19 protein-coding genes are annotated in these 19,979 nt (G+C 48.7%); 15 read left to right on the forward strand and 4 right to left on the reverse strand.

Features of this window, described 5'->3' with window-relative positions:
• Positions 1 to 2: 2 nt before the first annotated feature.
• From EJP77_RS01830 to EJP77_RS01850, 4 genes are all read right to left on the reverse strand, one after another.
• Positions 3 to 695 carry a L,D-transpeptidase family protein gene (locus EJP77_RS01830; protein WP_127197480.1) on the reverse strand — a complete coding sequence of 231 codons (693 nt, stop codon included), beginning with the start codon at positions 693 to 695 and terminating at the stop codon, positions 3 to 5.
• A 938-nt stretch (positions 696 to 1,633) separates the two neighbouring features.
• Positions 1,634 to 2,677, reverse strand: coding sequence for a sensor histidine kinase (locus tag EJP77_RS01840; RefSeq protein WP_127197482.1), 1,044 nt, complete (start codon positions 2,675 to 2,677; stop codon positions 1,634 to 1,636).
• Positions 2,674 to 3,387: a response regulator transcription factor gene (locus EJP77_RS01845; protein WP_127197483.1), complete on the reverse strand. Its 714-nt coding sequence runs from the start codon at positions 3,385 to 3,387 to the stop codon at positions 2,674 to 2,676. Before EJP77_RS01845 ends, EJP77_RS01840 begins: the two co-directional genes overlap by 4 nt.
• Before the next feature lie 35 nt (positions 3,388 to 3,422).
• Entirely contained in the window at positions 3,423 to 3,695 is a 273-nt protein-coding gene (locus tag EJP77_RS01850; RefSeq protein ID WP_127197484.1) for a hypothetical protein, read from the reverse strand.
• Positions 3,696 to 4,200: 505 nt separating this feature from the next.
• On the opposite strand from EJP77_RS01850, the gene EJP77_RS01855 reads away from it, so the two are divergent.
• The 15 genes from EJP77_RS01855 to cntA all read left to right on the forward strand — a co-directional run bounded on the left by EJP77_RS01855 (position 4,201) and on the right by cntA (position 19,978).
• Positions 4,201 to 4,374 carry a lysine biosynthesis protein LysW gene (locus tag EJP77_RS01855; protein ID WP_119598416.1) on the forward strand — a complete coding sequence of 58 codons (174 nt, stop codon included), beginning with the start codon at positions 4,201 to 4,203 and terminating at the stop codon, positions 4,372 to 4,374.
• A gap of 10 nt (positions 4,375 to 4,384) precedes the next feature.
• Positions 4,385 to 5,278, forward strand: a complete 894-nt coding sequence (locus tag EJP77_RS01860) for an ATP-grasp domain-containing protein (RefSeq protein WP_127197485.1) — start codon at positions 4,385 to 4,387, stop codon at positions 5,276 to 5,278.
• 23 nt (positions 5,279 to 5,301) lie between these two features.
• Positions 5,302 to 5,964 carry a degT/DnrJ/EryC1/StrS aminotransferase gene (locus EJP77_RS01865; protein ID WP_127197486.1) on the forward strand — a complete coding sequence of 221 codons (663 nt, stop codon included), beginning with the start codon at positions 5,302 to 5,304 and terminating at the stop codon, positions 5,962 to 5,964.
• Complete coding sequence (locus EJP77_RS01870; RefSeq protein ID WP_127197487.1) at positions 5,961 to 7,283, forward strand: DegT/DnrJ/EryC1/StrS aminotransferase family protein; 1,323 nt, start codon at positions 5,961 to 5,963, stop codon at positions 7,281 to 7,283. The genes EJP77_RS01865 and EJP77_RS01870 overlap by 4 nt, the downstream gene beginning before the upstream one ends.
• Positions 7,280 to 8,329 (forward strand): N-acetyl-gamma-glutamyl-phosphate reductase, encoded by a 1,050-nt coding sequence (gene argC / locus EJP77_RS01875; RefSeq protein WP_127197488.1) that lies wholly within the window; start codon positions 7,280 to 7,282, stop codon positions 8,327 to 8,329. The genes EJP77_RS01870 and argC overlap by 4 nt, the downstream gene beginning before the upstream one ends.
• A complete protein-coding gene (locus EJP77_RS01880) occupies positions 8,329 to 10,176 on the forward strand; it encodes a M20/M25/M40 family metallo-hydrolase (protein ID WP_127197489.1) in 1,848 nt (615 codons plus the stop codon). The genes argC and EJP77_RS01880 overlap by 1 nt, the downstream gene beginning before the upstream one ends.
• Complete coding sequence (locus EJP77_RS01885) at positions 10,177 to 10,995, forward strand: 1-deoxy-D-xylulose-5-phosphate synthase N-terminal domain-containing protein (protein WP_127197490.1); 819 nt, start codon at positions 10,177 to 10,179, stop codon at positions 10,993 to 10,995.
• Positions 10,992 to 11,933 carry a transketolase family protein gene (locus EJP77_RS01890; RefSeq protein ID WP_246021617.1) on the forward strand — a complete coding sequence of 314 codons (942 nt, stop codon included), beginning with the start codon at positions 10,992 to 10,994 and terminating at the stop codon, positions 11,931 to 11,933. The genes EJP77_RS01885 and EJP77_RS01890 overlap by 4 nt, the downstream gene beginning before the upstream one ends.
• A complete protein-coding gene (locus EJP77_RS01895) occupies positions 11,923 to 13,137 on the forward strand; it encodes an MFS transporter (protein ID WP_127197492.1) in 1,215 nt (404 codons plus the stop codon). Before EJP77_RS01890 ends, EJP77_RS01895 begins: the two co-directional genes overlap by 11 nt.
• Before the next feature lie 35 nt (positions 13,138 to 13,172).
• Positions 13,173 to 14,426: an ATP-grasp domain-containing protein gene (locus EJP77_RS01900; protein ID WP_127197493.1), complete on the forward strand. Its 1,254-nt coding sequence runs from the start codon at positions 13,173 to 13,175 to the stop codon at positions 14,424 to 14,426.
• A gap of 54 nt (positions 14,427 to 14,480) precedes the next feature.
• Positions 14,481 to 15,041, forward strand: coding sequence for a flavodoxin family protein (locus EJP77_RS01905; RefSeq protein ID WP_127197494.1), 561 nt, complete (start codon positions 14,481 to 14,483; stop codon positions 15,039 to 15,041).
• Between the two features lie 336 nt (positions 15,042 to 15,377).
• Positions 15,378 to 16,262 (forward strand): histidine racemase CntK family protein, encoded by an 885-nt coding sequence (locus EJP77_RS01910; RefSeq protein WP_127197495.1) that lies wholly within the window; start codon positions 15,378 to 15,380, stop codon positions 16,260 to 16,262.
• The gene (locus EJP77_RS01915) at positions 16,225 to 17,055 is read left to right on the forward strand and encodes a class I SAM-dependent methyltransferase (protein ID WP_127197496.1); all 831 of its coding nucleotides are present in this window, start codon (positions 16,225 to 16,227) and stop codon (positions 17,053 to 17,055) included. The genes EJP77_RS01910 and EJP77_RS01915 overlap by 38 nt, the downstream gene beginning before the upstream one ends.
• Positions 17,048 to 18,343 (forward strand): opine metallophore biosynthesis dehydrogenase, encoded by a 1,296-nt coding sequence (locus EJP77_RS01920; RefSeq protein ID WP_127197497.1) that lies wholly within the window; start codon positions 17,048 to 17,050, stop codon positions 18,341 to 18,343. Before EJP77_RS01915 ends, EJP77_RS01920 begins: the two co-directional genes overlap by 8 nt.
• Before the next feature lie 15 nt (positions 18,344 to 18,358).
• A complete protein-coding gene (cntA, locus tag EJP77_RS01925) occupies positions 18,359 to 19,978 on the forward strand; it encodes a staphylopine-dependent metal ABC transporter substrate-binding lipoprotein (RefSeq protein WP_127197498.1) in 1,620 nt (539 codons plus the stop codon).
• Position 19,979: the final 1 nt, after the last annotated feature.

The raw sequence follows: 19,979 nt of genomic DNA on the forward strand, positions 1-19,979 counted from the left end.
CTTTATTCAACAAGCCCGAGTTCTTCATATACTTTGAAAGAAACTACTCCGTTGGGCGCAAGATGGCGGTCCCTTTGGAACTTTTTGAGTGCTATAGTGGTATCCGAGCGAAACTTGCCATTACTTATTCCTGTAAAATACCCAGCGCTTTTCAATCGGGATTGGATCAATTGAACGTCTCCGCCAACGTCACCCTCCGCCAGGGTTCTTGGGTCATGATCAGGATCACCCAGGACATGACCGTAGATCGTTACCTTTGTACCGATCGGGACCATATTGAATAATTCCATGACGTCACTGTTGCGCATACGAATACAACCGTGACTGAGGTGCTGCCCAATTGAATACGGCCTGTTCGTCCCATGTATGCCATAAGTTCCCCAAGGGACGTTCAATCCCAACCATCGCGGCCCGAACGCAGGGCCCCAGTTCTTTCCTTTATACACAATTTGGTATTCCCCAATGGGTGTGGGAGTGGATGGATTCCCGACGGCGACCCTATATTTCTTAATGTTGCGGTCTTTCGTCCGTACTACTAAAAGGTGATCCGAAGGATAAACTTCGACAGAGAGACCCCCCTGATCTGCCACTATGGGCAGTGTGGGCTCGGCAAATGTGAGTTTGGTCTCAAATGAAACCAATGTAAGTAAAATTAAAATGGAGTAGAGAGGGGAGGAGAATAGGAATCGTTTCATTAATTTGAACTCTTTTCCGTTAGCGTAGTTTTGGCTATTGTGTGACAACGGAATCCATTTTATACGACAAAAGATAAACACTTCATTTAACATGATTTCATAATGTATTTGTGAAAATTTGTTGACATAAAGCGCCGCCCTTCTGTAGAATAAAAAGCTGAGTAATTAACTCGGCTTTTTGTTAGACAGAAAGGATGATCTCTCTTCTTATGTTTCTGCGCTCACTGGTGATATGCAGCTATTTGGCAATTATATATTGCGCATCCAATCAAATTCCGTCGCTAAAGATGGTATTTTTTCCGACACTCGGCGCATTCAGTTTCTTGTTTATACACCGTGTAGGTCCTATTAAAGATATAGGAAGGATTATAATAGGTGCGATTATTGCGGCAACACTAGGCAGCCTATTTTATGCAATCGATACGGGGGTAGTTTCATTTTTTGCCACTGCGATTATTACAATCTCGCTTATAAAGTTATTCCGATGGAACGCCGCTCCAATCTTAGCCGTGTCATTGATTCCCTACTTCTCCCATCCAGTTTCAATATGGGCGTTACCCGCTGCTGTTATGGCTTCTCTGATCGGTCTGGTACTAACTCTTTGGTTCATCGGTAAGATAGAACAGTTGGCCTGGATTACAAAACTAGACCCAACCCTGCGTAAAATAACGTCGGTATTAGGGTTAACGGATAGACGCCAGCCAGTTACTGGGATGACACAGGAATCAAGGAATTAGCTTGTGTTCATACATAAATCTAATATTCAACAGCAATAAATGAACATATTGTAGAAGAAGCCGTTCCTTATAGGATCGGCTTTTTTAATTAAATCTTGGTTGCAAAGTTGCACTCTACATCAACGAAGGAAACCCGACCTTGCTGATGGTAAATCTATGAAGTGATCAGTAACCCCTCGTAACGTGCTGATTTCCCCAATGTCATATTCGTTCTCGCCTAGCAAATGATTTAAGAGTTATTCTGAATCTACTCCCGTTTTCGTCGGAGTGTTCTAGCTCCAGTTGCCCACCCATCATCTCGGCCAGATGCCTCGCGATGGAGAGTCCGAGCCCTGAGCCGCCTTGGTTGCGATTACGCGAAGATTCTACTCGATAGAACCGTTCAAAAATGAGATCTCTCTGGTGAGCACGAATGCCTATACCCGTGTCCTTCACACGCACTACCAAGTTCTCGGCCTCCGAAGTTATAAGAATGTTGACGTCACCGCCCTGTCGGTTGTAGCGAACTGCATTCTCGATCACATTATGAAAAACATGGAACCATAGATGTCGACTGCCGACCACGTTGTCCATAGGTTGTTGCAAAAGGACATCCAGCCGTATAGAAACCCCAAGCGTTCGTGAGATCGGTTTAATTTCCACTATGATATCATGCAGCAACTGCCGCAAATCGAAAGTCTCGTCATCTCCCGGGGCATATCTGCCGTCCGACAAAAGAAGCAAGTCCTCAACAAGCGATTCCAGACGGCTTAACATGCGATCCGCAGCAAGTCGGAAGTCTTCCCGATCTCCAGGATCATCCGGAGATAGAACAAGCACATCCAGCTGCGTTCTCAGTATGGCCAACGGAGTTCGCAACTCGTGCGACGCATCGCCAATGAATCGGCTCTGTTGACGGAATGCAGCCTCCAACCGATCGAGCATAGAGTTGAATGACAGGGCGAGGTCGCGCAGTTCTTCTTCCCATTCTTCCAAACGTAACCGGGTATGAAGGGTGCGGCTATCGATTCCGGCAACAGCTTCGCTCATTTCGCGAACAGGTCTTAAAGCAAGCCCTGAGACCCAATACGAGCTAACCATCCCCGCAATTACAGTGAAAGCAAAGCTGAACAGCATGTTCGACAAGGTCGGAGTGGAGTGAGAAAAGATAGCAAGCAAGCCGGCAAAAATCAAACATAACATCATAAGAACGGAGGTGGTGTAGAGCGCTAATCGAGTACGCAAAGAAAGGCGGTATCTCTTCATTCGAAGCACACCGCCTCAACATAAGCCCCCGAATGCAGACGATATCCCTCACCTTGAACCGTTATGATATAGGGTTCCGTATGCTCGGCAAGTCTTCCGCTGGCAAGCTTCCGTCGTAATGAATTTATATGAACACGTACGGTCGTAGTAAACGGGTCGGCATGGGCATCCCAGATGTGCTCAAGTAAAGTTTCCGCTGATATCGTTGCCTCTGCGTTCAATAACAGATATTCCAAGATCGCAAATTCCTTGCGGGTCAGCGGCAAGTACCTCCCCGCTTGCATGACAGTTCGAGCAGCCGAGTCCAGTAACAGATCCCGATAAGCAAGGCGAGAAACCTTAAGTGGAGTTTCCCGCCGAAGTTGCACGCGAATCCGGGCCAACAACTCGTGGTAATGAAAGGGCTTTCTGATATAATCGTCTGCTCCTATGTCAAGCCCATTGATCATGTTATGTGACCCGTGACGAGCAGTTAACATGACGATAGAAAGACGGGGTTGTGATTGGCGGAGTCTCTTGCAGACCTCAACGCCATCCATTACAGGAAGATTAAGATCCAGCAGCACAAGATTATAGCGATTCGCTTCCGCCATCTCCCACCCGGCCGCGCCATCCTCTGCGATATCCACTGCATATCCTTCCCGGCGCAAGCCCTTGGCCAGCGCCTGCGCCATATCTACTTCATCCTCTACCAGTAAAATCCGTATCATCACCACCCCCTTGTCGAGCAATTTGAATGTTATTTCTATTTTAGCAGGCTGGATGACTTCTTAATAGGGATACTACAGGTCGCTGTACGAAGCTTGCGGAATCCATACCATGTTCCACCCCCCCAGACAAGCGTCACCACCACGCCAGCGAGGACAAGATGCTCCCGAAGCATTATGCCCATTGCCGAACCCCCAAGCAAGCTGAGTCCCAGAGTTAGGGTAAATGGCAAGTGGCATGGACATATGAGAAAAGAAACTGCAATCCAGAGAATACCTTTGCGCTTCTGCTGCACTACTTGATGCTCCATTGTAAATAACTCCCTTCATGTGTACTATAAGGCGTTCGATAGATCTTTGATTGAATTCACTAGTCTAGAGCATGTCCTTTATGACCTTTTCTTACGAACGAAATAAATAATTCCTGCAACCAGCACAATCACAGCACCTACGCAATAAATAATGGGGTTCATGTTGTCGCCTCCTTCTTCGATTCGGATAGTTTCATTGTACGAAAGGAGATGTTAAAAGTTCGTTAAGTCCCCATGCTGTGACGGCGGCGGAAAATGTAGGACATGTAGTAGCCGAGCAGGGAGAAAATATAGTCGTTCATCTCACATTAGAACGCCAGTTAGTTTTCTTCTATTTACAAATAGATTTCTCCTATTATCCATAAACATCCAGTTAAGGTATTCTGTTAAATATAAATAGTTTACTAAGTTGATAGGAATTGTAAGGAAAAGCTATCAACTAAGTTATAAGGGATTCAATCCTTTATAATACATGTTCTTAAAATCAATAGGAGGTGCAAGAAGAATGGCAGAGCTTAGCTGTCTTGTATGCAAGTCAGACATTGAGGTAGAAGAACGTGCAACCACGGGAGAAATTGTGGAGTGCGACTCCTGCGGCCAGGAGCACGAAGTCCAGGTTGAAGCGAGCCGTGTCACCATCGCTTTGGCTCCCGAAATCGAAGAAACTTGGGGAGAGTAGGTATTAATCCATGGAGAACTCTAGCTCCATTCTAATGTGTGTCACGAAGCTAAGGGAAGAAGAGAAGCTTATTGTAGAACATCTTCGCCAGCTCGGCATCCGTGTTCAAGTGAATTTGGACTCCATGGATTTGCCCATTGGAGAAGATGACGTCTCGACATACGGACAGGCCCTCATTCGGTGCCTGTCTCAGAAAAATGCGCTCAGCCGCGCTCAGTTACTGGAGCTTGCCGGATTTGAGACGTTAAATTCGGCCAAAGCTATCACCATTTGCACGAATAAAATCCATCAGGCGATTGTGTTTGAGAGACAAGGTATTCCTCAGCCTCGTTATCAAGTTGCATTCACACCCGCGAAGCTGTACGACGCGCTTTCTAGCTTCGGAAATTTATGCGTCATCAAGCCCGCTACCTCCTCATGGGGTCGGGGAATAGCCAGGATAACGGGCAAGGAGTGCCTAGATGGATGGATCGCCGCGAGGGAGTCGATCGATCCGAGCCACCAATCTTTTCCCGTCCTCGTGCAGGAATACGTGGAGAAAGGCGATTACGACATTCGTGTCGTCATTGTCGGGCGCAAGCCGATCGCTGCTTTTCGCCGGGTATCAGCCGAAAATTGGAAGACGAATACGCATCTGGGCGCGGAAATTGAACCCATCGAGATCAACGCCGAGATTGCTGCAATTTGTGGGGATTTGGTCACCGTATTAGGTGAAGGTATTTACGGCGCTGATTTATTTTTCGATTACCAACAGCTTCGTTATGTCGTATGCGAAGTGAATCAGAATCCGGAATTCGCAAAATCATGGAAGGTGCATGGCGTTGATGTCGCCTATCATATCGCCAAGTACGTGAAGGAGAAGATTGACAGAACAAATAAGGTAAACCTTACGGTTAATTCATAGTATGTGGGGAGGAACAATAGCGGATGGGAGACACCATAACGAAACCAGCGGCTCCAATTGAGAAGGAGCACTATTTTTCATTATCATTTGTTTTGTCCAGAGTGTTGAACTCGGGCGTCATTATGAGCATCGAAAAAAACGACCAAGAGTTAAAAGGACTGGCCAAGACGATAGCCAAGCTTACGAATACCAAATATGTTTCTCTATTTAATAGCTTTACGGGAGCGGTGCATGGAGCATTCTGGGGGCAGGACATCGGCTACGGTATGGCCGCACGTCTCGAACATGCCAGCGAGCAGGAAAGGAAGTTTGCGAAATGGCTGGGTATCCAGCTCAGTGCGGATTCCTATTCGGGAATCGCTTACTCCAAGATAGTGATTGATAGTCATAATCTTCACCGGTTAGAGCAAGAGGCACGGAGCATCGGTACGCAGTCGCCCGTCCTTGTCCTCGATTTCACGGGACTTGGCTTTGGCCCGGTTGCTGCAGTCGCGTCGAATGACGAGCTCATCTGGAAGAAGGCCGAGCGGCTCAAAATATTCGGAGCCTTCGATCTGCAGACGATGTGGACGCAGGAGGAGAGCGAGCCAGAGCTTCAGCCCGCTGTGCAATTCAACTATAGGCTGAGCCCGCTCGTGGCGGCCTGCATTAAGATTTCGTTATTAAGGAGGAATTCATCCTCATGAGAACTGACTTTATCCGCAAACCGCTGGATCTGCCCAATGAGGAATCGGTCTGGTCTGGGCTCGCTGTAGACGGAGGACCGGCCATCATTCCCGAAGATGTCCGCAGGACTAACTTTCCCATCATCACCAAAGAAGACGTTATTCAAATGTTTGTCTCCATTCAACAGGACGGAGAAAGCGTCGTTGAGGAGTTCCAGGAAGCGTACCGCAGCTACGTGGGCGCTAACTACGCGATCGCCACGTCCAGCGGCACATCGAGTCTGCACTTAGCTCTTGTCGGAGTTGGCGTGGAGCCGGGCGATGAGGTCATTGTACCGGCCTTCACATTTATCGCGACTGCTCAAGCGGTCGTTGCTGCCAAAGCGATTCCGATATTCGTGGATATCGATCCCGTCACGTATTGCCTGGATCCTTCAAAGGTGGAGCAGGCCATCACCAGCAAGACGAAAGCCATCATGCCCGTTCATGTGCACGGCTTACCTGCCGATCTGCATGCCTTGCGCCAACTGGCGGACAAACATTCGCTGCGGCTAGTCGAAGATGCTTCACATGCCCATTCCGCCTCCATTGACGGCCGCGTAGCCGGCTCGATCGGAGATGGCGCGGGACAGAGTCTGATGGCCGACAAGAACTTCCCTGTTGGGGGTGAAGGAGGAATTGCGTTCTTCCGGGAGAAGGAAGACTACCAGCGTGCGCTCACGTTCTTGAATGAATCAGGCATCGATTATCGTATGTCCTGGATCGCCGCGGCGTTTGGAATAAGCCAGTTGGACCGGCTGCCTTATTACGATGCGATCCGTGCGCGTAACGCCGATTATTTGACGAATGCACTTAAGGAGACGAAGCTCTTCAGCGGACCGTTCGTCCCGGAAGGCTATAAGCACAGCTACAATATGTACCGAGTTAAGCTGTCACCGGAACAGCTTGGGCTTGGAGATCTGGAGGATTACCGGGTCAAGCATGCGGTAGAGCAGCTGATTCATGCGGAGGGTGTCTTCGCGAGAGAATGGCAGAACGTACCGATTCCCGGCCATCTTCCGTTCAAGAACAGAAGAGGCTTTGGCAACGGCTATCCGTTCTCGCTGTCGGATCGGGAAGATTTCGGCTACGATCTGAACCGGTTCCCCGTAACGTTGAACATGCTTCGCAGCACGCTCACCATCTGCAGGGAGCTTCGGACGCCGATCGAATACGAGCGGATTCAGGCTTACGCTTTGGCATTCAAGAAGGTCGACGCGAACCCGGACAAGATACGCGAACTCGCGGAACGAAGCGGCGACCTCAAAGTCGTCTACGAAAGAGATGCGAGGTTAGGATGAGCGGCGCGGCTCAATTGAAGAAAGTAGCCATTCTAGGCGGCAGCGGGTTCACAGGTGCCGAGTTGTACAGGCTGCTCCGTAGGCATCCCGGCTTCGAGGTGACATTTATTTCATCCGAGTCCAATGCCGGCCTGTCAGTGGACAAATATTACACGGCTTCGATCCATAGGAAGAAGCCAGGGGGACTCAAGTTCAGCCGGGTCTCTGAGCTGGATGGGCATTACGATGCGGTGTTCTCATGCCTGCCAACGGGTGAATTGCCGAAGCTTATCGGTCAGCTTGCCGAGCACGCGGACTACATCTTTAACGTGAGTGGCGATTATCGGATTAAGGACACCGCATTGTTGCAGCGTTATTATCCGGAGACGCTGAAGCATGACTTTGAAGGTGGATGGCATTATTTCGTGCCCGAATTCAGCGAGATTGACCGGAGCAAGAAGGTTGTGAATTTGCCGGGATGCATGGCGGTGGCAACGATCTATACTTTGTATCCCCTCGTAGCGCATGACCTGATTGAGGAACGTGTTATTACGGACGCCAAGACGGGCTCAAGCGGTGGAGGTAAGTCGACGAGCGAGCATCATGCCGAACGCACGAATAACTTCCGGGCATACAAAGTTCACGGCCACCGGCACAAGCCGGAGATCGAACAGGCGCTGACCTACCATTTGGCACGCACGGTCGATCTTCAATTTTCGGTATACAGTCTTGATTTACCACGGGGTATTATGGCGACCTCATATTCCTTGCTCAAGGAGGGCGTTACCGCGGTCGATGTGCGAAAAGCATTCTATAGCACATATGCGTCCAAGCCGTTCCTTCATTTTATCCCTGCCGGCAACGGCACCCCTATGATCAAGACGGTAAACGGGACGAATTACGCGGAGATTGGAGCTTATGTGGAAGGCAGAAACTGCGTGTCCTTGGCGACGATCGATAACCTGCTTAAAGGAGCGGCAGGACAAGCTATCCAGGCGGCCAATCTGTATTTCGGATTCCCTGAGGAAGAAGGACTGCCTCAAGAAGGCGAAGGAGCGTGGCCATAATGAGCAGAGGCAGTCTATACGTTATTAAGCTTGGCAGCAGCACCATCGTCAATTATCCTCGCATCTTCGAGGAGATTGGACGTATCTCACGAAGAGGGAACCAAGTGCTGCTCATCGCAGGCGGAGCGGAAGCGATTCGCCGGAAATACGAAGACCTATCGCGGCCGATGCCCTTCCTAACGCTGCCATCCGGTGACGAAGTGCGCTATTGCTCCCCGGAGGAATTGCCCTATATCCGCGACGCCTATTATGAGAATATTTTGGCTCCGGTCCGGGAGCGATTGAAGGAACAAGGGCTCAGCACGTTCGCGCAGCTTGGCGGCGACAACGGGCTTGTGCTCGGTAGGAAGGCGAAACCGATCAAGGCGATTCAAGGTGAGAAAACCGTGATCGTCCGGGATTCATTCTTCGGACAATATACGGGCAGCCATTCTTCGTTCCTGCAAGATGCACTGAATCATTTCGATGTTGTATGCTTGACGCCTCCAATCTGGGATCCTGAACTCTCATCGTATATTAATATCGATGCCGATGTTTTGGCGGCAGAGCTTGCCGTAGAACTCGAAGCGCATCATCTGCGCTTCGTGACTGGCACGGCGGGGCTGCTGCAGGATTTAGAAGATGAAACCTCGACCATTCCGGATGTATACGGGGACGAAGAACTCCAATCTGTCCAGGGACGCATGAAGCAGAAGGTAAGAGCGGCAAGGCTGGCCGCCGAACGCGGAATTTGCGACGTGAATATATCGGGTCCGCATTCGCTGGAGCACGGCGGCCGAACGTGGTTCTGGCAAGGAGAGCGCGGTCCAGCCGCCTTCGAGCTGCTGAACAAGGTTACTCGCATACCCTCCGTTTCCCAAGACGAACACGAGCTTGCCCGGTTCTTGCTTGAGGAGATCCAAGATCCATTGGTGACCGGCCATGTTGACGATGCCGGCAACATCGTGTTCCGCAAAGGCACCGGTCCACACACGCTGCTGCTCCTGGGCCATCTCGACACGGTGCCTTACGTGTGGCCGGTTCGATCGAACGCTGAAGGTCTTGCCGGACGAGGCGTCGTGGACGCCAAAGGCTGCTTCGTCAATTTCGTCCATATGCTGAGGGAAGCGGATGTGCCAGAGAACGGTTCGCTGCTCGTCATCGGCGCTGTGGAGGAAGAGATCTCGTCTTCCAAAGGCGCCTACTTCATCCGGGACCACTACCAGGCGGACGCGGTCATCATCGGCGAACCGAGCGGCGATGACAGCTTGACTCTAGGGTATTACGGATTGTTCAAGCTTCGGATAACCATTAGGCGAGCCCAAGAGCATACGGCGGCGAAAGATACCGTGAGCGCCATTGACGAGTTATATCAAGTCGCGGCCGACATCCGCGGTAGAGTGAGGGATATCGATCCGCAGAGCTTGTCGTCCTTAATCGATATCGAGCATAGTAACGAACGCGGTTATATCACGGTTACCGCCATCTTAAATTTCAGAATATCGCCTGAAGCCGGCAGCGGCTATAAGGACAAAGTCGATCTTTCCTTCGGTGATGCGATTAATGTCGAGGTGCTTCGCGCGACTCCGGGTTATGCTAATCCGCGTTCGGATACGCTGGTGAAAGCTTTTGTCCGAAGCTTCGCCAAGCAGGGAAAGTCGATCCGCTACTTGAAGAAGCGGGGAACGAGTGACATGAACACGCTGGCGTCGGCTTGGTCTACCGTTCCAATGGTAGCTTATGGCCCGGGCGATTCCAGCCTGGATCATACGAACGACGAGTATTTGCACTACGCGGAAGTAGAATCTTCGAGAGCCATTCTGAGAGAAGCCGTTAATGAATGGTTCCGACTACGAACGGAGGATTAGATGGAACAGTCGATATCTGTGTTCAGGGAGCAGGAATTTGCGATTCCGTTACCAACCGATCTGGCCGATCTAGCGAGAGAAGCGAGGAAGCTAATCATCGACATGGCGGCCACGCCAACAGGCTGCCACATTGGAGGGAGTCTATCAGCTATCGATCTGCTAGTCACAGCTTTGGCGAAATACGGGCATGACGAGCATAGCACCGTCATCTTAAGCAAAGGGCATGCGGCGGCGGCCCTATATGCAGCGCTGTACGTTCACGGAAAGTTACCCTCCAATCCGGCGGAGAGCTACGGCAGGCAAGGCTCGCTCTATACGGGGCACCCGAACCATAAGCTGCCGGGTATCCCTTTTGCAACGGGGAGCCTGGGGCATGGCGTCGCTTACGCAGCGGGCTGGGCTCTGGCACAACAGCTGCAGGGAACCAGGGGACTCGGCATCGTGATCGGCGGGGACGGTGAGCTGCAGGAAGGTTTGATCTGGGAAACAGCTCAAATCGTACAGGCGAGGTCGCTTTCGAATTTCATCTATATCGTTGATTGCAACGGCGGGCAGAACGACGGGTACGTCGAAGATATTTCGCCGATCCGCAATCTGAGAGAGCGCTTTGAGGCGTTCGGGTTCGCGGTTCGGGAGATTGATGGACACCGGCATGATGCTATCTTCAACGCTCTCACACCGGACAGCGAGAAGCCGCTTGCCGTTCTAGCCCTGACGGTCAAAGGAAAAGGCGTTGCCGCGCTTGAGGGAAATCCGGATGCCCATTACGCCAAAATCCCTGCCAATCTGGCGAAAAGATGGAAGGTGACTCTATCATGACTACGTTGTTGTCAGGGCGGGATGCGTACAAAGACGAGCTCGCCAAGCTCGCGGAGACCGAACAACGAATTATTTGCCTTGAGGCGGATCTAGGGGGAAAAAACCATCCTTTTCAGATCCGTCATCCGAAACGGTTTGTTAATCTTGGCATCGCGGAACTAGCGGGCGTTGATATCGCGGCCGGACTTGCTGAAGCGGGGTATGTCCCGTTCATCTCGACCTTCGCCGCATTCGCGGCATTGCGCGCATCGGAGAGCGTGAAGCTGTCGATGGGCTATATGGCGAAAAATGTGAAACTCGTCGCTCCGTACGGCGGCGTGTCCGGCGGATGGTTCGGAACAACGCATCATGCCCTCGAGGACATCGCGGTCATCCAGTCCTTCCAAAATATCCGGATTGCCTGTCCGCATGGGGAAGAGGAGACAAGGAGAGTTATCCGCGAAGCGGCTGCATCCTCGGAACCATATTATATTCGTCTATCTCGCAATGATGCGTTCGATAGCATGCCGCGCTCTTCGGATATATCTTGCAAGGACCTGCTTGTGGAAGAGAGGGAAAAGGATTTCCGGGCTAGACTGTGCCTGATTTCAGTCGGGGAACAAGCAACGGAACTGTGCAAGACGCTAACTGAGGAATACGAAGATGTCGCGCACGCTCATGCATGTTACATCGATAGTCAAAGTTTGAAAGCTTACGTAGAGCCATTAAAAGCGTTAGCCGATCGTTTCCTCGTCGTCGAGGAGCATCGGGCAACCGGCGGAACCGCGTCCTATCTGGCATTATTAATGCCCGAGCACTCGGTATATTCCCATGACAGCGGAGAACAGTGGCCGACTTATGGGGGGACGCATGCGGAAGTGCTTGCCGATTTAGGTTTTGGCTTGGAGCCACTGCGTGAGCAAATCGTGTCTCTATTAGGAGGTCCGAATGGTATTTAGCGTGTTAAAGACTAACAGGTTTCGAAACTATTTTATCTCGGACATCATATCTGGCTTCGGCGTTGGCATGAGCACGATCGGGGCCAATTGGTATCTAATGGACCGGACGGGTTCGATAACCGCTGTTGGGCTAATGCTTTCACTTAACGTGATTGCCGGATTTCTTATATCAGCGTTCGCGGGGACGTTCGTCGATAAGTGGAACCGGAAGACGATTCTGCTGTGGGCGAACGTTGTAAGAGCTGCCGCTCTTCTGCTGATTGCCAGCGCCTTCTTTGGAACCGGATTCCATGTCGAATATTTGTACGCCTTTGCCGTGGTGAACGGCATGGGATGGGCGCTCTACATGTCGGCTTCGCGCAGCCTCGTGCAGGAGTTGTTGCCTGAGAATGAGCTGATCCAGGGCAATTCCTTAATTGAGATCAGCCTGCAGGTCGGCATGTTCATGGCTGGGGGGCTATCCGGCTTCCTATACAAATATATCGGCTTTGAAGCGATCCTGTTGTTGAATGCAGCCGCTTTTCTCGTGAGCAGCCTCTTTCTTAGCCGGATCTCCTATTCGGCCTTGGCAGCCGAGGAAGCGGAGGCCTCATTTTTTGAATCGTTTAAGGCCGGCATTGGGTACTTGGCGAAGAGGCCTTCTGTATTCGTATTGGGCATCGTGTCCATCATCCCACTTGTGTCGACAATGGTGTTCAATGTGGTACTGCCGGGTTATGTCAGCACGTCGGTTCGAGGAGACTCCGTCGTATTCGGGCTGTCGGATATGTGCTACGGATTAGGAGGCTTGCTATCCGGTTTCGTGGCTGCTCCACTAGCGAGAAAGCTGACGCAGCATGGGACGATTCTGATTATTTTCCTTGTATCTGTGTTGAATCTCGTGGCCATTGCCTTTAATTCAACCGTTATTCTACTTTATATCGGAAGCGTACTCATCGGTCTAACGAATTCCTCGCTGCGCATTCTGATCACAACTGCACTCATGGAGTCGGTCTCAAAATCGTATATGGGGCGAGCGACTTCAGTATGGATGGGCATTTCCTTGCTGCTGCAGACCGTCTCGGCCACGGGACTAGGCGTTGTCATCGACCGATACTCGCCAGGACTCGGCTTTATTCTCATGGCAGGCTTGATGTTCGTTGGACTCATCGTTTATTACATTCTGAACAGCCAGTCGCCGCAGAAACAAACGATAGAGGCATAATTTCTCTTTAATAATAAATGTAAGGAGTGAATAACATGTCTACGGTTAAAACGGTTGCGTTTGTCGAGCCGAGCTTTTATGGCGTCAGCTTCGCCAAAGCAGCCTACGAACAGGGGCATCAGGTCATATCGATCGTGTCGTCCAAGGACAATCCGGAAAAATACGGGTATGAAGGCATCTACCATGACCTCATTATTGCGGATATAAGGGACGAGGATTCGCTCTTCCAGGCGATAGCCGAATCGCCCTATGCGGGTAAGCTGGATGCGCTTATTCCGGCTACGGATTACGCTTCCCACTTGACGGCGAAAGTCGCGCAGCGGCTGGGTCTGCGGAGTGTGCCGTATGAGGCGGCGCTAAAATCGCGGAACAAGGATCTCGCTAGGGAAGCTTTTGCTGAACACGGCGTGCCAAGCGCGGAATTCCGCAAAGTAAAAACATTCGAAGAAGCGGCCAAAGCGGCTGACGAGATCGGATATCCCGTAGTCCTAAAGCCAACCAATTGCGCCAGCAGCCAAAATGTCTATTTTATTAACGACGAGGCGGAGCTGCAGAGGGCCATGGACGTCATTGTTGATTTCAAAGTAACGTATATGGATTTCAAAGTGCGAGAGGAGTATTTGGTCGAACAATATTTACAGGGACCGGAATTCAGTGTGGAGTTGTTCCTGCAGGGAGGCGATCCATTATTCGCGGCTGTGACCGAAAAGTTAACGACACCTCTGCCATATTTCGTGGAAACGCTCCATACGCTGCCATCTCCGTCATATACCGACCGACAGGAAGATATCATCAGAACGGCGGTCGATGCTCTTAAAGCAATCGGGCTTACGAATGGACCTAGTCATGTCGAGGTAAAGCTTACGGCGTCCGGTCCTCGAATTATCGAAGTGAACGGCAGACCTGGTGGGGATAACATTTCATCGGATCTGCTAGTGCTGGCTTTCGGGATCGATATTTTTGAAGCGACGGTTAATTATTATCTGGATCGTCCGGTCGAGATTGAGAAGAAGCATGTCCGGGCGGCATCAATCGCTTACGTCACCGCGGAGCGTGATGGCGTGCTCGAACGGATTGAAGGATTCGAGCTGCTGCCAGAGCATCCGGCTGTCGTACGCGCGCATGTCTCAGCGGTGCCCGGCGATCATATTGCCCACGCCAAGAGCTCAGATGACCGGCTCGCTTATTTCATCGTCGCAGGCGATACACCGCAAGAAGCCAAGCAAACAGCGCTTTCCTTGCTTGAAGGTTTGAATGTTGTCTATCGGAATCAAGCGGTGATCGCTTAGCTTAAGGAAGAAGTTTGTAATTAATTTTAAAATACAGAAGGTGAGAACTTACTTATGGGAATAGCCGTAATTTACGGAAGCTCGAGAAGAAATGGCAACTCAGAACAGCTAGCCAAGCGGTTAACGGAAGGATTCGAAACCGATCATATTTATTTGGCCGATTACCAAATTGAGCCGATTAAGGATTACCGTCATACCGATAAAGAACCGTATCCTGAAGACGATTACCGGGCGGTCATTGATCGGGTGCTGGCCAAGGACAAGCTTGTGTTCGCAACGCCCATCTATTGGTATGGGGCATCCGGGCTTACAAAAACGTTCATTGACCGCTGGTCGCAGTCCCTCCGGGAAGACAGGGACGGTTTTCTTGCGAAGCTTGGGGGCAAATCAGCATGGGTGATCGGCATCGGTGATGACGAGCCACATCTTAAGGGAATTCCGCTGGTCCAGCAATTTCAGTACATTTTTGATTTTACGGGCACGAAGTATGAAGGATATATATTAGGCAGGGCAAATCGGCCGGGCGACATCCTGGAAGATGAAGATGCTTTGGCCGCTGTGGAGCAAATTCGGAAAAAGTGGCACGCGGAGCATCGGTTAACGGCTGAGCATTAATAACGGCAAGCAAAAGCAGAAAGGTTTCACTAGATCGCGTGGCCGCTGAGAAAATTCTTGTCCTAAGTAAAGGTACAGACCTTCAAGAAAATTGAAGAGGGCTGTACTTTTTTTGTTCTTTAACATTTATGGCTGTATAAATGATTACATATATTTTCTTTTAAGAGAAAAGAATGGTTTGACAAGATAATCTCGCCCTGTTATTCTCTTATCGTAAACATTACGATTAAGAAATGGAGACAATTCATAATCACAATAGTGTAAAAACTAATGGTGATTAGTCATTTTACGCTCCAATATCGTAATTATTACGATTAATTCGAAAGGGCTGATGTAATGAAACAAGAAATCGATTTTGTGAAAGTTAACCCCACACAGAATATGACCATTCTTGTTATATCAAGTCATCCTATGGACGAGAGCATTCCCATTGCCTCACGATTAATGTCCTACGATAGCGTGCATGCCGAACAAGTAGGTTTTATTCGAAAGCCGAGTAAACAAGGCGCTGATGCGAAACTGCATATGGCAGCAGGAGAATTTTGCGGTAACGCGTGTATGGCGGCATCAACTTATTTGGCTATCGAAAAGGGAGTTCAACCTGACACAAAATTAGACATTTTATTAGAAAGCTCAGGGTCTGATCATTTAATCGCTTGCCAGGTGAGTAAAGTAAATGATCAATATGCTTGTCAGGTAACAATGCCTCTTCCTAATCAGATCGTACAAAGATCCATTCAGTACGAGGGGGAAGATTTGAGCATTGCGATCGTTAAGTACGATAACTTTTTCCATATCGTTATTGAGGTTGAATTATTCAGTCCGGCATGCAGGAAGAGAGCTGAAGGGCTTGCAAGGCTATTAGGTATAACATTAGGGTCTAACTTGATCGGGGTTATGTTGTTTGAACCGAAATCTAATATGATGGCCCCGCTCATTTATCTTCCGGACCTGGATAGTATGGTTTGGGAAAAGGGTTGTGGGTCCGGCACAGCCTCGGTAGGTGCCTATTTATCTTGGAAAAAGAAGAGTGCCGTAACTGTTCGAATTGCACAGCCTGGCGGTACGATTCTCGTTAACGCAGAATATAGCCAACATAAGGTAACCAACCTTATTGTCGAAGGGATGGTAGGGATCGTTGCAAAAGGAAAAGCCTATATTGAGATGGGAGGGTGTGAAGGAAGTGCAAACAGTTACCCAGCTTCAGCAACACTTGTGTGAATTTCATAAAAGGTTCTCCGAACTTGCTACTACATACGAAGGAATTCTACCCAACAGCTTGGAATTAGAGGAGACCCTTAACGAATATTCCGACTTCATTATCAATGAAAGCAATCATATCGAGTGGGAGGAGTGGGAGAAACAACAAGCCTCCTCGGAGTACACCAATCTTCTGGATGAGTTAAGAATAAAATCGGCTCTATGCGTGACGTTGATGGAAAAGTATCGTGGGCGAAGATTATTAAGCGGCCAGACGGACAGCACCGAATACTTCCGTAATATTGAATCCAGCATTAGAGAAGAACTCGGAGGGTTCCGAGTTCAATCAGACTCCAAGGTTTTGTTAGTAGGTTCTGGTTCGTTTCCGATGACTCCACTTTACATAGCGAAGCAAACCGGTGCCGAGGTGATAGGCATAGATATTGATGACGAGGCAATCGACTTGGGTAGAAAAGTTATCAATAAGCTTGGGAAAGGATTGAAAATCAAGCTGGAAAACAAATTCATCGAGCAGCTTGAAGACATTAGGGGAGTGTCACATATCATCTTCAGTTCAACAGTTGCCATGAAATATGATCTGCTTAATCAATTACATCCCCTGACCAATGAGCAAGTGGTCGTGGCAATGAGATATGGTAATCAACTGAAATCCATATTCAACTATCCGAAGCAGGAAACGGATCCCAGGAAGTGGGAACTTACCGATACGATCATTCACCCCAAGCATGTATTCGATGTCGCCATATACAAGAAAGCATTAACTAGTACAAGGGCTGGTGAGCTGAATGGGTGAATTCAAGCGTGTATTAGTTCTAGGTACGGGACCCGTCAGCATTCAAATGAGCATTTTGTTCAAGAACTATTTAAAAAGCTACGTTGGGATCGCAGGCAGGGAATCGGTTCATTCTGCTGCTCTATTCTCTGCATTGAATGAGAACAATCAATTCATTCAGGCTTTCGTTCAAAATGAACAGCATCGGCTTATGGAGGGCAGATGTCAAATTGATCAAGTCTTTCATGGTTATTCAGGTATAACAGGAGAATGGGATACGTTAATCATGGGGGTTACGACAGATGCTTACATCGAGATTATGGGAAAAATCAATGAAAAGATTCTAGAAAAGGTTAAATGTATCGTATTAATCTCACCTACTCTCGGTTCAAACAATATGGTGAGACATTACTTAAAAGAAAAGAAATTCGATATTGAGGTGGTCAGCTTCTCCACATACCTGGGTGATACGCGCTGGATGGATGGCACACCGTCCAATCAAGTGATGACAACCGGGGTCAAGAAGAAGCTATATGCTGGCTCCTCGTTCTCCTCATCCGCCAATATGAGGATACTTAGCGAATTATATGCCCAGTTGGGGATTGGGCTGAATGTCATGAATTCGCCAATTGAGGCAGAATCGAGGAACATTTCCCTGTATGTACACCCGCCTCTGTTCATGAATGAATTTTCGTTGAGCGTTGTTTTTAGGGATGAAGATTCGAAGAAATACGTGTATAAGCTTTATCCCGAAGGACCTATTACCATGCAACTCATAAGGGATATGCGTTCTTATTGGGAAGAGATTTCACTCGTTCTGGATAAGATGAACGTGATCCCCGTCAACCTGCTCAAATTTATGACGGATGATAATTATCCAGTACTACCTGGGAGCTTATCCCGCCATAGTATTGATCATTTCACCAGCTTTCCTCCTATTCACCAAGAATATTTATTGTATGTTCGATACGCCTCGTTATTAATAGATCCTTTCTCTCAACCGGATCAAGAAGGAAGATATTTCGATTTCTCCGCCGTCCCAATCAGGCAGATTTATGTGAACAAGGAAGGGAAATGGGATATTCCACGCATGCCCAAGGAGGATTATTACCGTGTGAAAATGATTCAAGGCATGGGAAGGATGACAGGAACTAGCACTCCAACACTCGATAAATTTATAGCTACCTATGAAAGTAAAATTGCAAGCAGTTTGCTGAACTTTAAGAATCAGCAGTTATCAGAAGCATTTAGAGTCCAAAGCTTTGAAGAGGATTGGCTTCGGATCGGCGAAGAAATTATAGACAAGTAAACGGGAGGAACCCTCATGTTAAACAAAAAATTTATTTCATTAGCGCTGTTGTTAGCCATAGCTCTGGCCGGCTGCAGCTCTAACAGCAGTGATAGATCTGATAATACGAATACGAAGAAGGCTGGCGAGCCGACTCAGGAGCTGGTTTATGCGACAGCCAAGGATATCAATGATATGAACCCACATCTTTACCAAGGATCGATGCCCGCTCAGGGAATGGTATATGAATCCCTGGTTGAGAATACGGCAGACGGGATTAAACCCGCGTTGGCGGAATCATGGGAAATTTCGAAGGATGGGAAAACCTACACTTTCCATCTCAGAAAAAACGTAACTTTCCATGACGGTGCTCCCTTTAATGCGCAAGCCGTAAAGAAAAACATCGATGCCGTACAGAATAACGCATCGAAACATACCTGGATTAAGCTGTCTTCTAAGCTCGCAGTAACGAAAGTTATGGATGAGCATACCGTACAGTTGGTATTATCCGAGCCTTACTATCCGACCTTACTTGAACTGTCCATGACTAGACCCTACGTCTTCCTATCTCCAAACGATTTTAGGAATGGCCAGACAAAAAATGGCGTTAACGGTTATCATGGCACAGGTCCTTACAAATTAACGGAGCATAAGACCGATCAATATGCGATTTTTGAAGCGAACGAGAATTATTGGAAAGGCGCTCCACGTATAAAGAAAATAACGGCAAAGGTGCTTCCGACAGGAGAAACGACTTATTTAGCCCTGCAAAAAGGCGAAGTCAACTTTGTGTTTACAGACGATCGGGGAACGGACAGTGTAGATGTCGAAGCTATGAATACACTGGCCGATAGTGGAAAATATCAGATTGTCCGAAGCGAGCCGATGAATACGAAAATGATCGTTGCCAATAGCAGCAGATCGGTAAGCCCTGTAGCTGATAAAGCTGTTCGTGAGGCCATCTGGTATTCGATTGATAGAGGAACAATTAGCAAGGAACTCTTCAATGGAAAGGAGTCTCCTGCGGAAAGTTTGTTCTCCTCTAATGTCCATTATGCGAATGTCGACTTGAAGAAGAGAGGATATAACTTGGAAGAAGCCAAGAAGCTGCTAGATCATGCCGGCTGGATTTTGAACAAAGGAGACGAGATCAGGAAGAAAGACAATCATGAATTAAAAATAAGTCTCTACTATGACGTCAACTCCTCCTCACAGAAAGCAGAAGCAGAAATGCTTCAGAACACGTTAACGAACATAGGTATCCATTTGGAGTTGTTTGGTGAGGAATCCACTTCAGTCGCAAAAAGAAGAGCAACGGGGGATTATGATTTACTGTTAAATCAAACCTGGGGTCTTGCCTACGATCCGCAAAGCACGATTGCCTCCTTTACCTCCCAAGCGGCATACTACCATACAACTAGCGGAGTCACGAAAGCCGATGAGCTCTACAAAAAAATCGATGAAGTTATGATCATCTCTAATGAAGAGACACTCAGGTCTCTATATAAGGATATTCTAACGATCGTACATGATGAGGCCGTCTTTATTCCGATTACCAACGGTAGCGTGACGATTATCGCCCCGTCAAATTTAAAGGGTATTTCCTTCAAGCATACGCAATTCGAGCTTCCGTTCGAGAAGATGTATTTTGAATAAA

The sequence above is a fragment of the Paenibacillus zeisoli genome, assembly GCF_003994465.1.
In the GTDB taxonomy this organism is placed as follows: Bacteria; Bacillota; Bacilli; order Paenibacillales; family Paenibacillaceae; genus Fontibacillus; species Fontibacillus zeisoli.

What these genes read in the sequence shown, in the direction of transcription:
- EJP77_RS01830 (WP_127197480.1), bottom strand. Translation starts at nt 695, where the DNA reads ATGAAACGATTCCTATTCTCCTCCCCTCTCTACTCCATTTTAATTTTA.
- EJP77_RS01840 (WP_127197482.1), bottom strand. Translation starts at nt 2,677, where the DNA reads ATGAAGAGATACCGCCTTTCTTTGCGTACTCGATTAGCGCTCTACACC.
- EJP77_RS01845 (WP_127197483.1), bottom strand. Translation starts at nt 3,387, where the DNA reads ATGATACGGATTTTACTGGTAGAGGATGAAGTAGATATGGCGCAGGCG.
- EJP77_RS01850 (WP_127197484.1), bottom strand. Translation starts at nt 3,695, where the DNA reads ATGGAGCATCAAGTAGTGCAGCAGAAGCGCAAAGGTATTCTCTGGATT.
- EJP77_RS01855 (WP_119598416.1), top strand. Translation starts at nt 4,201, where the DNA reads ATGGCAGAGCTTAGCTGTCTTGTATGCAAGTCAGACATTGAGGTAGAA.
- EJP77_RS01860 (WP_127197485.1), top strand. Translation starts at nt 4,385, where the DNA reads ATGGAGAACTCTAGCTCCATTCTAATGTGTGTCACGAAGCTAAGGGAA.
- EJP77_RS01865 (WP_127197486.1), top strand. Translation starts at nt 5,302, where the DNA reads ATGGGAGACACCATAACGAAACCAGCGGCTCCAATTGAGAAGGAGCAC.
- EJP77_RS01870 (WP_127197487.1), top strand. Translation starts at nt 5,961, where the DNA reads ATGAGAACTGACTTTATCCGCAAACCGCTGGATCTGCCCAATGAGGAA.
- argC (WP_127197488.1), top strand. Translation starts at nt 7,280, where the DNA reads ATGAGCGGCGCGGCTCAATTGAAGAAAGTAGCCATTCTAGGCGGCAGC.
- EJP77_RS01880 (WP_127197489.1), top strand. Translation starts at nt 8,329, where the DNA reads ATGAGCAGAGGCAGTCTATACGTTATTAAGCTTGGCAGCAGCACCATC.
- EJP77_RS01885 (WP_127197490.1), top strand. Translation starts at nt 10,177, where the DNA reads ATGGAACAGTCGATATCTGTGTTCAGGGAGCAGGAATTTGCGATTCCG.
- EJP77_RS01890 (WP_246021617.1), top strand. Translation starts at nt 10,992, where the DNA reads ATGACTACGTTGTTGTCAGGGCGGGATGCGTACAAAGACGAGCTCGCC.
- EJP77_RS01895 (WP_127197492.1), top strand. Translation starts at nt 11,923, where the DNA reads ATGGTATTTAGCGTGTTAAAGACTAACAGGTTTCGAAACTATTTTATC.
- EJP77_RS01900 (WP_127197493.1), top strand. Translation starts at nt 13,173, where the DNA reads ATGTCTACGGTTAAAACGGTTGCGTTTGTCGAGCCGAGCTTTTATGGC.
- EJP77_RS01905 (WP_127197494.1), top strand. Translation starts at nt 14,481, where the DNA reads ATGGGAATAGCCGTAATTTACGGAAGCTCGAGAAGAAATGGCAACTCA.
- EJP77_RS01910 (WP_127197495.1), top strand. Translation starts at nt 15,378, where the DNA reads ATGAAACAAGAAATCGATTTTGTGAAAGTTAACCCCACACAGAATATG.
- EJP77_RS01920 (WP_127197497.1), top strand. Translation starts at nt 17,048, where the DNA reads ATGGGTGAATTCAAGCGTGTATTAGTTCTAGGTACGGGACCCGTCAGC.
- cntA (WP_127197498.1), top strand. Translation starts at nt 18,359, where the DNA reads ATGTTAAACAAAAAATTTATTTCATTAGCGCTGTTGTTAGCCATAGCT.